The sequence below is a fragment of the Candidatus Acidiferrales bacterium genome (assembly GCA_035515795.1).
Lineage (GTDB): Bacteria > Bacteroidota > Ignavibacteria > Kryptoniales > JAKASW01 > JAKASW01.
Window position 1 is genome coordinate 290124 of record DATJAY010000012.1, and the last position, 15457, is coordinate 305580.

Annotated in this window: 10 protein-coding genes; 9 read left to right on the top strand and 1 reads right to left on the bottom strand. The window is 48.8% G+C overall.

Annotated features, from left to right (window positions below; translation table 11 throughout):
* Positions 1 to 173 precede the first annotated feature (173 nt).
* The 4 genes from VLX91_07325 to VLX91_07340 all read left to right on the top strand — a co-directional run bounded on the left by VLX91_07325 (position 174) and on the right by VLX91_07340 (position 4261).
* On the top strand, positions 174 to 419 hold the full coding sequence (locus tag VLX91_07325) for a thioredoxin family protein (GenBank protein HUI30010.1): 246 nt from the start codon (positions 174 to 176) through the stop codon (positions 417 to 419).
* 168 nt (positions 420 to 587) lie between these two features.
* The gene (locus tag VLX91_07330) at positions 588 to 1424 is read left to right on the top strand and encodes an SDR family oxidoreductase (GenBank protein ID HUI30011.1); all 837 of its coding nucleotides are present in this window, start codon (positions 588 to 590) and stop codon (positions 1422 to 1424) included.
* A gap of 230 nt (positions 1425 to 1654) precedes the next feature.
* Entirely contained in the window at positions 1655 to 2797 is a 1143-nt protein-coding gene (locus VLX91_07335) for an acyl-CoA dehydrogenase family protein (protein ID HUI30012.1), read from the top strand.
* Positions 2798 to 2854: 57 nt separating this feature from the next.
* Positions 2855 to 4261 carry a GWxTD domain-containing protein gene (locus tag VLX91_07340; protein ID HUI30013.1) on the top strand — a complete coding sequence of 469 codons (1407 nt, stop codon included), beginning with the start codon at positions 2855 to 2857 and terminating at the stop codon, positions 4259 to 4261.
* Between the two features lie 155 nt (positions 4262 to 4416).
* Here VLX91_07340 and VLX91_07345 read toward each other — a convergent pair whose 3' ends face one another.
* On the bottom strand, positions 4417 to 5103 hold the full coding sequence (locus tag VLX91_07345) for a DUF1573 domain-containing protein (protein ID HUI30014.1): 687 nt from the start codon (positions 5101 to 5103) through the stop codon (positions 4417 to 4419).
* A gap of 184 nt (positions 5104 to 5287) precedes the next feature.
* Between VLX91_07345 and VLX91_07350 the strand changes: the two genes are divergently transcribed.
* The 5 genes from VLX91_07350 to VLX91_07370 all read left to right on the top strand — a co-directional run bounded on the left by VLX91_07350 (position 5288) and on the right by VLX91_07370 (position 15371).
* Positions 5288 to 6358, top strand: a complete 1071-nt coding sequence (locus VLX91_07350) for a PA0069 family radical SAM protein (GenBank protein ID HUI30015.1) — start codon at positions 5288 to 5290, stop codon at positions 6356 to 6358.
* A gap of 219 nt (positions 6359 to 6577) precedes the next feature.
* On the top strand, positions 6578 to 7609 hold the full coding sequence (locus VLX91_07355; protein HUI30016.1) for a hypothetical protein: 1032 nt from the start codon (positions 6578 to 6580) through the stop codon (positions 7607 to 7609).
* A gap of 136 nt (positions 7610 to 7745) precedes the next feature.
* Positions 7746 to 8615 (top strand): sugar phosphate nucleotidyltransferase, encoded by an 870-nt coding sequence (locus VLX91_07360; protein ID HUI30017.1) that lies wholly within the window; start codon positions 7746 to 7748, stop codon positions 8613 to 8615.
* Positions 8612 to 11929 carry a UTP--glucose-1-phosphate uridylyltransferase gene (locus VLX91_07365; protein HUI30018.1) on the top strand — a complete coding sequence of 1106 codons (3318 nt, stop codon included), beginning with the start codon at positions 8612 to 8614 and terminating at the stop codon, positions 11927 to 11929. Before VLX91_07360 ends, VLX91_07365 begins: the two co-directional genes overlap by 4 nt.
* 301 nt (positions 11930 to 12230) lie before the next feature.
* On the top strand, positions 12231 to 15371 hold the full coding sequence (locus tag VLX91_07370; GenBank protein HUI30019.1) for a M4 family metallopeptidase: 3141 nt from the start codon (positions 12231 to 12233) through the stop codon (positions 15369 to 15371).
* The last annotated feature ends 86 nt before the right edge of the window (positions 15372 to 15457 follow it).

A 15457-nucleotide genomic window follows, 5' to 3' on the forward strand; every position in this document is an offset into this window, starting at 1 on the left:
AGATTCGTAGGCGTTTGTCAGGCTCACGCGTGTCAGACTCCATCGTCAGTCAGCGATCCCAATGCACACGGACGATGAAATGATGAGAATACTCCCAGACTCAATGAAAAAGAGAATGCGTTCTCTCGGTTGGCTGATTCAAATAAAATCTTAAAATCGAAAGCGGGTGTAGGATGCTTATCAAAGTTCTCGGAGCAGGATGCCCAAACTGCAAAACTCTCGAACTCCGTGCGAAGCAGGCGGCAGAAGAATTGAAAATGCCGCTGGAAATCCGCGAGGTACAGGACATCGAGGAGATTTCCCACTATGGTCTAAATAAAACACCGGGCCTAGTAATAAACGGAAAGGTAGTGCTCTCCGGATATGTTCCAATGATCGAAGAGTTGAAAGATCTCTTTGCGCAGAGTGGTGAGCAATGAGAATCTGAAGTTTGTATCCCGGGGCGTTTGCGTCTTAATGGGATCCGGTAATTCAGGCTAAGCCGTCGCTTCTTAAAGATTTAGAAATTCTCCGGCCATCATTTTGACTTTCAGTATCTACCTTCTATCTTATATGCCGAGTTATTTTCAGAAGGAGAAAGAAAGTAAATGAAGCAGGAATTGCGATTCAAGCCGAACGACTGGGCATTAGTTCTCGGCGCATCGAGCGGCTTCGGCGCTGCGACTGCCGTGGAACTCGCAAAACACGGCATGAATATTTTTGGCGTGCATTTGGACCGGGCTGCAACTATGCCCGTCGTACAACAGATAATCAAAGACATCAAACACCACGGAAGCCAGGTCGTGTTCTTCAACATAAACGCTGCAGATACTATCAAACAAAGCGAAGTCCTCGATGAAATCGCCGAGCAATTTTCGAAAGAGCCCGGATCGTCTGTAAAAGTCCTACTCCACTCGCTTGCATTCGGCACCCTGAAACATTTCATTGGAAAGAAAGAAGAGGAGATTATCAGCAAGGCACAAATGGAGATGACGCTTGATGTTATGGCACACTGCCTTGTATACTGGACACAGGGATTAATGCTGCGCAACTTGATGAGAAAAGGGAGCAAAATTTTTGCTATGACCAGCTCGGGTGGCCATACCGCAATTCCATATTACGGAGCAGTATCCGCTGCCAAAGCTTGTCTTGAATCTCATATACGACAGCTTTCTGTCGAGCTTGGGCCTCACGGCATCACGGCAAACGCAATCATGGCTGGTGTGACCGACACGCCTGCGTTAAGAAAAATTCCGGGAAACATCGAAATGCTGCACGTGGCGCGGGCAAAAAATCCCGGCGGCAGACTGACCACTCCCGAAGATGTTGCGAAAGCTATCGCCTTGCTTTCCGACGACTGCGCATATTGGATCTCCGGAAATGTTATCGGTGTAGACGGCGGCGAAGATATCGTGAGCTACGTCGGACAAAAACCGGGATCGTAATTTTCTGTGAGTTTTGATCCTAGCTGTACCAAATGCTAAAGCACGATAATGTTTCGGGTCATTAACCACGACATGTGAGCGCCCTTTGCTGTCTCCCGTCAAACTTGCTTAATTCGCATTTCGGGACTGCGCAAAGCGTTGACCGCACATCTTTCAAGTAATAGCGAGCGGGAAATGTCGGAGCTATTTAACAAAATTATTAATCTAATTTTTCTATAAATGGAGGCTGCATGCTTGATTTTGAATTTACCGAAGAACAGAAAATGTTGCGGGAAACGGTTCGTGACTTTGTAAACTCTGAACTAAAGCCGCGAGCCCAGGAAATAGATCGGAACGAAAAAATTCCCGATGACATCATAAATAAACTGCGCGAACTCGGGTTCCTCGGCGTTGCCTTTCCTGCCGAATACGGCGGGAGCGGCTTCGGAGAACTCGGTTATTGTTTAATGCAGGAAGAGATCGCCCGCGGCTGTCTTTCGACGGCAACTTTCGTCGGTGCACACCAATCCATCGGATCGAACGCAATCTATATCGGAGGCAGCGAGGAATTAAAAAAGAAATATCTTGTTCCTCTCGCCGAAGGGAGAATGATAGGAGCATTTGCCTTGACGGAAGTGCTTGCAGGTTCCGATTCCTTTAATCTTCGTACCCGCGCGACGTTTGACGGTAAAGATTGGATACTAAACGGCGAGAAAATGTGGATAACGAACGGCTCAATTGCCGATGTCGTCTCTCTCTTCGCGCGAACTGAACGAGGCATAACCGGGTTTGTCGTGGAAACAAAGTGGCCGGGATACCATGCCGGCCCCCCGGAAAAAAAGATGGGGATACGCGGAAGCGTAACGGCGCCGATCACCCTCGAAAACGTCCGGGTCCCTGCTGAAAATATTATAGGACAGGATGGCCGCGGCTTTCTGGTCGCGATGAAGACTCTCGACGCGGGACGTCTTGGTCTCGGCGCTGCCTGCTTAGGGGCTTCGAAAGAATTGCTTGAGCTTTCGACGAAATATTCAAAAGAGAGAAAACAATTCGACTCCGCTATAGCAAACTTCGAAGCGGTACAATGGATGCTCGCGGACATGGCCACCCACATCTACTGCATGGAATCAATTGTCTACCGCACTGCCGCCGCTTATGAGGAAGGGAAATCGATTTCTCGCCAGTCCGCAATGGTAAAATTATTTTGCTCGGAGTCGCTCGATTTTGTCGTCGATTGCGCATTGCAGATACACGGCGGGATGGGATATTCACGCGAAATGCCGATTGAACGATTCTACCGCGATTCCCGCATCAATCGGATTTTCGAAGGCACGAATGAAATTCAGAGAATGGTCATCGCGAAAGACGTCATCAAGAGAAACGGCCTGATGTGAAGCCGGCGAAAAATATCATGACCTTTATTTAGGTCAGGATTAATTTTATATTAAATAATGAAATCCATTTTCCGTCTACGAGAGTTCGCCGTTTGCCTTTCTGTATTCGTTTTCTTTTTGCAGTCCGCCGATGCACAGAAGCTGAGAGTTAATTTCGACTTTGCAACCTTCAGATATGATTCCACGAAGACCTATGCCGAGGTTTATTATGGTTTCAACGGCAACGCACTGCGGTTTGTGCGGGTTGTGAATAAGGATTCCTCCAGGACATTTGCGGATTCACTTCTTTTCGATGTTTCGGTTTGTACGACAAAACCTGATTCCGTTGCATCACGTCAGATATGGGAAGTCCCGGTAATCATTCCTGACACGACTCAAGAATACATCCGCAAAAACCTCGTGGGCAAAATAGATTTCGCGGTTTCACCGGGCAATTACAGGCTGATCGTGAAATGTGATGACTTGAATGATTCTCTCAAGGGCGACAGCGTCGCGACGGATTTTCCGGTGCCGGATTACAATGTCGATAAGCTGGAGACGAGCGAGATTGAGCTGTGCTCGACAATTACGCAGGGTAAAAGCAGCAGTATCTTCTATAAAAATACGTATGATGTGATTCCGAATCCGTCGATAATATTCGGACTGGGAATGCCGATCATTTATTTTTATCTCGAAGTATATAACATTCCTACCGGAAAAGGGGACAGCTTGTTCACGGCCGGCTATGAAATTCGCGACAGCTTCGGACAGGTCCGCAAAAATTCTTTCAGGACCAGGAAGAAATTCGGTGCGTCGAGTGTGGAAGTAGGAACCGTGAACGGATCTAACCTTAAGACGGGAGCATATACATTTACTTACACCGTGAGCGACTCCGCGGCCAACTTAGTTGCCTCATCGTCGAAAAAATTTTTTGTCTACAATCCGAATCTGGGAGCACCGGAAGCGCCCGATTCGGGCGTCGCGAGCAAAATCATTTTGTCGAGCGTGTATGCGACAATGGGAGAAGAGCAGCTTGACAAAGAGTTTGGCGAGGCGAAATACATCGCATCATCATCCGAAAAAAGTCAGTATGGAGAGATCACCGGCCTCGAAGGGAAGAGGCAATTCCTGTACGAATTTTGGAAAAGAAAGAATTCGGAAGAGAATTCGAACGGCAAGGATGAGAGAACGGAGTACCTTCAGCGGGTTGCCTATGCCGACGACCATTTTAGAGCCGGCATGAGAGAAGGATGGCAGACCGACAGAGGCAGGGTTTATATAATGTACGGGAATCCCGACGAGATCGACAGACATCCCAATGAAACCGATTCCAAACCTTACGAGATATGGTATTTTAACTCGGTTGAGGGGGGGGTAAGTTTCGACTTTGTCGACAGGACAGGATTCGGGGATTACCAGCTCGTCAATTCTACGGAACGGAACGAGATCCACGACGACAACTGGCAGCAGTACCTCACGCAATAACTTTTGTGAAAATCGTGGGAGGAGTTCGGTTCGTCGCCGTGCTTTCCTGAGTGAGGGCGCCAGAATCAGTGCGGAGGGGATTAGACTTTCCTTGATAGGTATTATAAAGCTGGTTGTAAATTCATCAATCTAGCGATCTCCCGCTCAAATATTTTCTATTTTCCGTTGATTCCTGCAAAATACTTCACAGGCACCGTGGGCTGATGCTTGCTTGTTGTCTTGATTATTATTTCACCGGGAATGGTGCCTCCCTTTTTGGCGAGAAGGTATAATTCAATACGTGCGATTGCCCCTGGTTTTATAGTCGAATTGTCGAAATGAAAAGATAACTCGTCCCTGTCGGTTTCGACGCCGGTAATCTTCACGGTCTCATCTGATACATTAGTTAAGGTTAACGACATGGTGTCCGCCTGTCCCACTACCGCATTCCGGAACAATATGAAATCAGGTTTGGCCTGAAGCACATAAGCAATGTTCATCTTCAATCGAAGAGTCATCATATGGTTTGCAGGGTCATTGCTCACGACGTAAATATCTTTTGAAACCTCGCCGCTGTATTCCGATGGATTGAAGTCGACTTTTATTTCGGATTTTTGTCCGGGTTTGACGGTGCTATCCGAAAGAAATGCCACGGTGCAGCCGCAGCCCGGCCTCACGCCGTTGATGTGGAGCACCTTGTCTCCGTCGTTTTTAATTTCAAAGGTGTGGAAGATGTGGCTGCCGGTTTTATAAACAGTTCCGAGATCGATCGTGCTGTTACCCGCAACGGAAATCCTGGGCTGGCCGTACACTTCGGCCGCAAGAAAAACCGTCAACAGCAGAACAGACAATTTTCTGGTCATATATTTCCTTCTTTAACTTGCCTTGGAAAATAAACTGTAATTTGGAAAATTAAGTCAGAGCAAACTGCAGATGAGCATACTTAAATTTAATTAAGGCAGTCGAACCTTACAAAGAGCAAGGAACTCTTTGCTGTTTCCGAACGGTTAGTGTCTCCGAAGGTTCGCTTCGGAAGAAGAGAGGAAGATGGCAACTCAAAAAATATCCGGACGCTCGTCGGGCTTCAATCCGCAAAACAGGTTTGAGGAAGTCGTTCTGGTGCCGACTGATGATGATAGCAGATTCTTTCCCGATGAAGATCAGACGGAGAGGAAGGTCGAGACAAAATTTTTCGTCGACACGTCGAAAACCGCCCTTGCAAAGAATGACAGCCCCGATGTCGGTTTCACGTACAGCATAAATCCATACCGCGGCTGTGAGCACGGGTGCATCTATTGTTATGCACGCCCATCGCACGAATTCTTGGGATTTTCTTCCGGACTCGACTTCGAGACGAAGATAATGGTAAAGCAGAACGCGGCAGAGCTTCTCCGGGAAGCATTCATGAAGAAGAGTTGGGAACCGCAGGTTGTGGCGATGTCGGGGGACACGGACTGCTACCAGCCGGTGGAGCGAAAACTAAAAATAACTCGCAGATGTCTCGAGGTGTTTTTAGAATTCAGGAATCCGGTCGGGATCGTCACGAAAAATTTTCTTATAACTCGCGATCTGGATATTCTAATTGAGCTGGCGAAGCTCGAACTCGTCAGCGTGGCTATTTCAATCACAAGCCTCAATCAGGATCTGACAAAAAAGATGGAGCCGCGGACTTCCTCGCCGGCAAAGAAGCTGGAGGCGATAGAGATTCTAGCAAAGAATTCGATCCCCGTCGGCGTGCTTATAGCGCCGGTTGTCCCCGGTTTGACGGATGAAGAAATTCCATCGATCCTTCGTGAAGTGTCGTCAAGGGGCGGAACTTTCGCCGGATTGCAGATGCTGCGGCTGCCATATGCCGTGAAAGATTTATTTGTCGATTGGATACGCAGAGAATTTCCCGATCGGGAGAACAGGATCATCGGCAGGATAAAGCAGGTGCGGAGAGGCAAGATGAACAGCAGCGAGTTCAAGGAGCGCATGAGAGGAACGGGCGAGACTGCGAGAGCGATTCACCAACTTTTTTACGCAAGCTGCAAAAAGTATAGTATCGGCAATGGCAAGTTCCATCTCGCTACGGATAAGTTCAGAAGGCCGGATGGGGTGCAGATAGAAATGTTCTGACAACGGCTGCTTGCTCCGATCATTAGCTAGCCAACGGATTTCTTGGGAGAATGTTGATTTGTTGGGGGAGAGGAGGCAAATTTAAGAGTCTTCTAAATCTATTTTCTAATTTCCACTTTACGTATGGAGGATCGGACCTCCGACAGATAGGTTTCACATATGTCACTTCGACCCGACAAGACATCGCAGAAAGTACTTGTTTCGACCACTAGTCGATTAGTGGGCGAGTACGAAAAAGGTGACTTCTTGCTAACCCACGCATGGCCTGGCTTCTATGACAAATCCGCTTTTGTTCGCTGGACTGAAGGCCCCGCCTCGCGCAGCGCGTATGTGTTTGCCTTCAGAACAGAGCCGGCCGAAGGTGATCGCAACGATCTCCCAAATTACTCGCCAATCGGCAATGCGGTGGCCTCATATCTCAGCGTACTTTACGGGAAGCGCTTCGACAACCATGGCCTAACCGAGGAGTCTGGCTTCTTTCACATACCAGACCTTTCTCAATTTGAGAGTCTATGCAACCCAACGTTGCCTCACAATTCCTATGCGCCCCGTGCAGACTATCCGATTCCACTAAACCTGGTCGAGTTTGCACGAATTGAACCAATCTTGCTTCGTGACTCGCTTGCCCCTAATTTTGTCCAAACCTTTCAAGGCGCAGCGAAGTTCTATCTCCAGGCATTGCAAAATTCTGAACGTGAGCCAGAGGTTGCCTATTTACATCTTATTACTGCTGGCGAAATACTTTCAAACTTCAACGAGTTCGACAAGGGTACATTGCTCGATGAGCAGATTAAAACTGACCTTCAAATCATCCGGGAGCAGCTCCCCAATGGAACGGCAATGGCTAGTCGAATCACGGCCAAGATACTACTTATCAAGAAACGGTTTGTTCAAACAATCACAAGTCTTGTTGACCCAGCTTTCTTCGATCGCTCTGAATCGAAAGAGCAATTTGGGAGATTCAAGTCTGCATCTTTCGAGGAGACGGTTGGTGCCGCATACGACCTGCGTAGCAAGTATGTGCACACCGGCATTCCGTTTGGCATTTGGGTCTCGTTCAACATGGGAGGGAGAAATCCTGAAATTCATCTCGGCCAACCCGTTGTCAGCGATAAGTCGTTTCAGAAGATTCTAATGGATGCACCGACATTAATCGGCTTGGAGCGAATAATTCGCTATTGTCTGTTGCGTTTTGCAGAAGCAAATGGTGGATATATCAACGCAGTGAGCAATAGTGCCAAAAGTTCCTAAACTTCCCAACAAACAGCTTCATCTTCGCCTTATTTGAAATGCTAACCAATGGTTCCGTATATTTATTTGTTTCGCGAACGATAAAGAAGATGTGTTTGATAGCTCCAACAAATATTTGCGACCCAAGGGAACAATCATGAAAATCACCAAAGCAGTCGTTACAGCGGCGGGCAAAGGACAAAGGAATCTGCCTCTCCAAACATTAATCGATCGTGATGGTCAGCAGAAATCAGTTCTCAGTATTATCATAAGCGAAGTCGCTCAATCCGGCGTTGAAGAGATATGTATGGTTATTCATCCGGATGACGAGGGTGCTTACCGGACTGTCGCTGGAGATCATGCCGGTCGAATAACGTTCGTATACCAGGATGAATCTCGAGGATACGGCCACGCCGTCTGGTGTGCAAGGGAATTCACTAGGGGGGAACCGTTCCTCCATCTCATCGGGGATCATCTGTATGTAAGCAGAATGCAGGAGGGATGTACGCATCGAGTAGTTAAGATTGCGGAAACCGAATCGTGTGCAGTATCGGCGGTGCAAGCCACTCGCGAAGGACTTCTGCGGAACTTCGGAGCAGTCGGCGCCAAGCGGATTCTGGGAAGAAATGATATTTATTCGATTGAAACTGTAATTGAGAAACCGACTCCCACTGAAGCTGAACAAAAGCTTCTCGTGCCGGGTCTTCGCGCAGGCTATTACCTCTGCTTCTTTGGAATTCATGTCCTGACTCCAACAGTTATGGAGATTCTCGATCAACAACTTCATGATTCAAAGGATGGCAGACTCGCCACGATATCGGGGGCACTGCACCGGCTTTCTCAGAAAGAAAAATATCTCGCTCTCGAAATGAATGACCAGCGATACAACATCGGAGTCAAGTACGGATTGTTCAATGCCCAGCTTGCTCTTGCTTTTAGCGGGAAAGATCGTGATGATGTAATCGCTATGCTTATGGAAATGCTGCTGCTGCGTGAATCTCGCGACGCCGAAATGGACAAACGATGAGTGAACTCGTTGCCCTGATTGCGAGCAAAGATCCTGATATACGCGATCAATCTCTCGACTTTTTTTGTCGCTCAGCTTCACTTGAGCAGCTTCTTGATGAATGCTCCGAGCTTGAGGAGTTTCGGCATTCAAGTCCCAATCTATATGAGCAAGTCCGGTCGCTCTTTTTCCTTTATGCAATCCATCGATTCCACATTCCGAAGAAAAAGGGAATTGCTGCGCGAGGACTCATTCCGTACCGGGGCTACGAGGATCTCCTGAATCGCCGGTTTGAAGAAGCGATTCGATCCTTCCTTCGTGTTCAGGAAGAGAGAGGATGTCAGGACGGTATCTCAAGTGCACTCGCCGTCGCGTATCGAAGTCTCGGTTTCCAGACGCTTGCAGACCAGGTTCGGGCGAGCGTGCGCTCTGTTCGAGGAAACCAGTGGATGTTCCGAACCGGGCATTTATCCGATCATCCACTGCATGTTATACCAACCCTGCTTCAGAAGGTGAACGGGCTATATCCCATTCTTCATGAGCAGACTCCAGTGCGGATGGATCTATCTCACAGCGGCTGGAGCGATATTTTCTTCTTGGGCATGGATTTTCCTGAGGGCGCGCGCGTCCTCAACATCTCTATCGATCTTGCTGTACAAGATCAATCAAGTCCTCCTCGTCCGCCTGTCGAAGTCTTTTTCAGAACTATTGATGCCCCCGTGATTCGTCTCGTCAGCACGGACCTGGGCGCGTCTACGGAAATTGTGTCTTTTGCGCAGCTCTTTGATTTTGCTGCCGACTATCTTGGTCTGCTGAAGGCGGCCGTGATCGCATCTGGAATTGTTCCTCCCGGCATGGAGGGTCTAAGCCAGACGTTCTCTGATCTTCTATCGAAAGTTGTGGGGCCGGGCTTGGGAATTGAAATTGTGAGTCAGGTGAACGGTATCCCAAAAGGTTCACGGCTTGCGGTGTCCACCACGTTACTTGCTTCCATAATCGCTGTTTGTATGCGGGCAACCGGGCAGACTTCGTCACTCACGGGTTCCCTGATTGAGTTGGAGCGCCGCACTGTTGCCGCGCGCGCGATTCTCGGTGAATGGCTCGGTGGATCAGGTGGCGGCTGGCAAGATTCCGGCGGGGTATGGTCCGGCATTAAACTCATTCAAGGAGTGCAGAGCGGAGAAGAAGATATCGAGTTTGGCGTCAGCCGCGGTTGCCTCTTGCCACACTATGTAATTCTAGGTCAAGATGATGTTTCTCTGCGCACGCGCCGACAACTTCAGGAAAGTCTCCTGCTTGTCCATGGCGGCATGGCACAAGATGTCGGACCAATCCTGGAAATGGTGACAGAGCGATATCTGCTTCGGTCGAAGGTCGAATGGGATGCCCGCAAGAAGGCACATTCACTGTTCGATGAGATCGTCGCCCAACTGAAGAAGGGAGACGTTCAATCTCTAGGTGGTTCCACGCAGGAAAATTTCTTTGGGCCCATCCAAACGATCATCCCATGGGCAACGAACCTCTACACCGAATCAGTTATCGCACAAGTTCAGGCAGAATTTGGAAAGGACTTTTGGGGGTTCTTGATGTTGGGCGGAATGTCCGGCGGCGGCATGGGGTTTTTCTTCCATCCGAGACGAAAACGCCAGGCACAGAAACGATTGCAGGAAATCATGAACTTGCAGAAGAAGCGCTTCGAGCATGGAATCCCGTTCGCAATGGAACCCGTGGTATATGATTTCGCCATTAACGAAAAAGGATCATCAGCGGAACTGCTCGTCGATGAGAACGCCTTGATGCCTCGGCGTTATTACACACTTATGGTACCTCTGCTGCTGCGCAAAGACACCAGGACGATCACAGCCGACGAACGATCTGAACTGGAGCATTTCTCTTCCGCATGTAAGACAAACCCATCTCTTGATGGCACCCTGGAGCAGATACTCTCTCGCATTTTGCCGGAAAGCAATGTGCAAGATTCCCAAGATCAGACATTGGAGAATCTGCTGGAGCACCATGGATTTGATCGCGTTCAGCATGAGCAAATCAAAGCTGACCTGCGCGTCGGGCGTATCGGACTTGCTCAGAACAGACTGCCTGTGAGTACCACTATTATAGATGTCGGCGAGGAGGATGTGTTCGATGTTACGAAGGGAATCGCATCTCAATATTATGGGACCGGATCCGATGCCATCGCATCTGGGATGGTTGCCGTACTGACTCTCGCCGCAGGGGCCGGGAGCCGCTGGACAAAAGGGGCCGGAACAGTCAAGGCGCTCAATCCGTTCTGCCGTATCAGCGGCGCGCACCGTACATTCATCGAGGCGCATCTTGCAAAAAGCAGAAAGACGATGAAGGATTTCGGAGCGGCTGTCCCTCATATGATATCTACAGGATATCTGACCCATGATGCGATAAAGGAATATCTGGAGCAGGAAAATTATTACGGCTATGTCGAGAACGCGTATCTGTCGCCGGGGAGTAATGTCGGATTGCGTTTGATTCCCACAGTGCGTGATCTCCGGTTTGCCTGGCTGGAGATGCCGCAGCAGCTACTGGATGAGCAAGCTCAGAAGGTTCTCGAAAGTTTTCATAAGTCTCTGATGGATTGGGCTGAGCGAAACGGCGAAGCGACCGATTATACCGACAATGTACCGCTGCAGTGCCTCAATCCTGCGGGACATTGGTATGAAATCCCCAATCTCCTTCGCAATGGAGTCCTCTCAGACATCGTGAAGAAGCAGCCTCACATTAAGTTCATTATGGTTCATAATATCGATACAATGGGTGCTAACATCGATCCGGGTATCTTAGGGTGGCACATCGAAAGCAAAGCAGGGATGACCGTCGAGGTGATAACGCGCCGACTGGAAGATCGAGGGGGCGGATTAGCAAAAACCAACGGTCGTCTCCGATTGATTGAGGGACTCGCAATGCCGCGTGAGGAAGATGAGTTCAATCTCTCCTATTATAATTCGGCCACGTACTGGATTGATATAGATCAGCTGCTCGGAATATTCGGACTTGATCGTAGCAATCTGGACAACCACGAAAAGGTGAAGGAGGCTGTCCGAACAGTCGCGTCGCGGATGCCTACATACATCACTCTGAAGAGTGTCAAGAAGCGATGGGGCAAGGGACAGGAAGATGTCTTCCCGACACTTCAGTATGAAAAATTGTGGGGCGACATGACGATTCTTCCCGAATTGAGCTGCTCATATATAGTTGTGCCTCGCGAACGCGGCCAGCAATTGAAGGAACCGGCCCAAATGGACGGGTGGCTGAGAGACGGATCTGCAGAGTATCTGCAAACGCTTTGCGAGTGGGAAAGTTAATTTATTTGGAGAGAGTAGGCAGATTCAGGAGTGTGTAGTGTTCATTATGAGTTCCTACAGAAAGCCGGATGTGGTCGATTGAGAAAACCTGGGGCAAAATAAGATTACGGCCCTCTCCAGACAGCTTCCTCAGGACGAGAGGGGACTCCGGACTTAACCTGCATCACAGTAACAAAGTTCGGAATTAATTATATTAATGGTGAGTGCTGGCAAGTCTGACCATTCCATGGTCGGGAGCCGACAGTGTGCAATTAACCATTTTTCAGATTTAACGTTTCAAAAAACAATGAAAGGGCGTCATATGTTTTCAAGAAGCCGTCTTGTGGTTTATTTCATCACTTTTCTTTCGCTTCTGTCTATAGCATATCCGCAGATGAAGCAGAGGAAAGGCGTCCAGCTTCCGGCTCAAACTCAAACGCAATCACTGAGTCAATCGGTTGACAAATCTGCTTCGAATGCCGGGCAGAATTTCTTAAGTTTCCTCAGGAAGAACGGCATTGCGCCTGCTACGGTGAATCAAACAAAAGGAGCGTCTCCAAACCAAACTCAAAGTGTAAATCAAGGCAATGGCGGAACTTCAAAACTCCAGGTCCCGAGCACGATGCCTGCAGTCATAAGATGGAACAGCAGGTTTGGCACACCGCGCCTGATCGAATTCCACACGTCTGGAAGCTCAAGCAAGACCGCTTCAAACTTTTCCCCCGATAAGGGCGTGTCGGTTGCAGAGCAGTTCCTTTTGAACAACAAATCGCTTCTGAAAATTGTCGATCCCGAATCCGAATTCAAAATGGTAAACAGTACGACCGACAAAAACGGATTTACTCACGTCAGGTTTCAACAGCAATTTAAAGGGATGGAAGTGTGGGCAAAAGACGTGTATGTCCACATAGACGGCAGCGGTCAGGTCAGCTCTTTCAACGGTGAATATGCCCCTACTCCGGCAATTTCGGATACTGCCGGACCTGTTGTTTCCTCCGCCGCAGTCAGCTCGGCTCAAATGGATTTACAGTCGAAAGGAGTTGACTCTTCTGTCCCGGAATTTATGAAAAATAACTTCGGGTACTCCGGACCTGCAGCAACAAAGGTGATATGGTACGGTAATATGCCCGTTGCTCATCTTGCGTGGTTTGTCGAAATCAGGAGCGGCATCGACCATGATTGGTATTATTTCATCGATGCGGTTGACGGCAAAATCTTAAGGTCGTACGACAACGTTGACCATGATGGTTCAGTCAGCAGCTCGGGGACCGATCTCAACGGAGCGAGTCGTTCATTTCATACGTACCAGGTTGGCAGCACCTATTACATGATTGATGCGACACAGCCGATGTACGATGCTGCCGATTCTAAGATTCCCGATAATCCTGTAGGCGCGCTGCAGGTGCTCAACCTTAACTATTCCGATGCCTCGTCGAGCTCGACGATTTACTACGTAACGTCATCGAACAACCAATGGACCGATGCAAGCTCTGTCTCCGCACTCTACAATGCATCCGTTACATATAATTTTTACAGGACTGTTTTCAACAGAAATTCTATAAACGACAGCGGCATGACCATCTATTCTATAATCCATGTTACGGAAAATAGTCAGCCGATGGATAACGCCTTCTGGAACGGTTACTTCATGTGTTACGGCGATGGCAATACGGATTTTAAACCTCTTGCAGGCGGACTCGATGTAGCTGCGCATGAGATGACACACGGAGTTACGCAACATTCGGCTAATCTGGAGTACGTCGATCAATCGGGAGCACTCAACGAGTCGATGTCTGATGCATTCGCAAAGGTGGTCGACACAACAAACTGGACGATCGGTGCAAGCGTAGTAAAAAATTTAACAGACTTCCCGACCGGAGCTTTGCGTGATCTGTCCAACCCTCACAACGGAGGAACATCCGAGTTTGATCCGTGCTGGCAGCCGGCAACTCTGGCTGAGTATGTCAGCACAACTCAGGACAACGGCGGAGTACATGTCAACAGCGGCATTCCCAATCATGCGTTCTATCTGGTTGCTAAGAATATCGGAAGGACGGAAGCACGACAAATCTGGTACAAAGCCCTGACTTCATATCTCACACGGTCATCGCAGTTTGTCGATGCAAGAATTGCGACGGTGAGCGCTGCAGGCGAATTATTCGGGCAGTCGAGTTCTGAAGTAACTGCGGTGAAGAGTGCGTGGACCTCGGTCGGAGTGAGCGATAGCGTTGGGACATCCCAGCCGCCGGCTTCAATGGTCGTCGGCCCCAGCTATGTATTGCTGACCAACACCAGTTCGAGTGATCCAAACTCTCTCTATATGGCAAAATCGGAGGCGGTTTCGAACTCCGATTTCTTCCCCTTGAGTCAGACCACGGTTGCGAACAGACCTGCGGTATCCGATACCGGTCAGATCGTCTTATTTGTCGACGGCAACAACAGGCTGAAAGCTCTTTATACTAATCCGCAAAATCCCGATGAACAGTATATTGATACAAATGAAGTATGGTGGAGCGTAGCGATAGGTCCCGGACTCAGCAGCATTGCATTGACGTCGATTTATATTGATACCACGATCTATTATTTCGATCTCGCCAACAGCACTTCGGTTAAGTTTAAAGTTGTGACTCAGTCTTACGATGGTCCTAACACGAAAACAGCGTTATACGCCGATGCCTTATCATTTGACCCGACAGGAAATTATCTGTTGTTCGATGCTTACAATCAGATCATCGGATCGCAGGGAGATACCATCAGTTATTGGAACATCGGGCTCATAAACGTAAGCACCAGCTCCATCTCGACCGTGTTTCCTCCTCAATCGCAAGGAACGAATCTCGGCGACCCTGTCTTTTCAAAAACCACGACCAATCGTTTTGCTTTTGACTATTGGGATGAGGGAACAGGTCAGGATTATGTGATGGCAGCTGATCTCAGCACTGGAGATATAGGCACCGTTGCCGGTCCTCAGGACGTCCTCGGATATCCCTCTTACTCGCCGGATGACGACTCGGTTGCCTACAGTACCACAATGGTTGTTCAATCGGCGGAGCATTATTCAATAAATGAAATGCCCCTTCTCAGCGACAAGATTGACGGAGATGGGAGTCCTTTCGGTCTTGCAACTGACGCGATGTATCCTGTGTGGTTTGCGATCGGGCAGCGTGTGACTGCCGAGCACGACAGGCCTTCGACACCTCTGAAGTTTGAGCTCGGACAAAATTATCCGAATCCATTTAATCCGAGCACAGTCATCGGTTACCAGCTGGCGGCGGTTGGCCATGTTACCTTGAGTGTGTATGACATCCTCGGAAGGAAAGTAATGACGTTGGTCGACGGGGTCGAGACTCCGGGAAATCACGAGGTGAGGTTTGACGGTTCGTCTCTCGCCAGCGGAGTGTATTTCTACAGGCTCACTACCGACAATTTCAGTGCGACAAAAAAACTCGTGCTGATGAAGTAGGGATTCAAGATAGAGACCTTGTCAAGGTTTTGGCGTGAGCGTTCAACTCAGGCTCACGATGAAGACTCGATTTAACAGCCAGCGCT

Excerpts from the sequence above, each read along its gene's own strand:
- VLX91_07330 (HUI30011.1), top strand. The coding sequence starts at position 588 with ATGAAGCAGGAATTGCGATTCAAGCCGAACGACTGGGCATTAGTTCTC.
- VLX91_07325 (HUI30010.1), top strand. The coding sequence starts at position 174 with ATGCTTATCAAAGTTCTCGGAGCAGGATGCCCAAACTGCAAAACTCTC.
- VLX91_07335 (HUI30012.1), top strand. The coding sequence starts at position 1,655 with ATGCTTGATTTTGAATTTACCGAAGAACAGAAAATGTTGCGGGAAACG.
- VLX91_07365 (HUI30018.1), top strand. The coding sequence starts at position 8,612 with ATGAGTGAACTCGTTGCCCTGATTGCGAGCAAAGATCCTGATATACGC.
- VLX91_07360 (HUI30017.1), top strand. The coding sequence starts at position 7,746 with ATGAAAATCACCAAAGCAGTCGTTACAGCGGCGGGCAAAGGACAAAGG.
- VLX91_07350 (HUI30015.1), top strand. The coding sequence starts at position 5,288 with ATGGCAACTCAAAAAATATCCGGACGCTCGTCGGGCTTCAATCCGCAA.
- VLX91_07370 (HUI30019.1), top strand. The coding sequence starts at position 12,231 with ATGTTTTCAAGAAGCCGTCTTGTGGTTTATTTCATCACTTTTCTTTCG.
- VLX91_07345 (HUI30014.1), bottom strand. The coding sequence starts at position 5,103 with ATGACCAGAAAATTGTCTGTTCTGCTGTTGACGGTTTTTCTTGCGGCC.
- VLX91_07340 (HUI30013.1), top strand. The coding sequence starts at position 2,855 with ATGAAATCCATTTTCCGTCTACGAGAGTTCGCCGTTTGCCTTTCTGTA.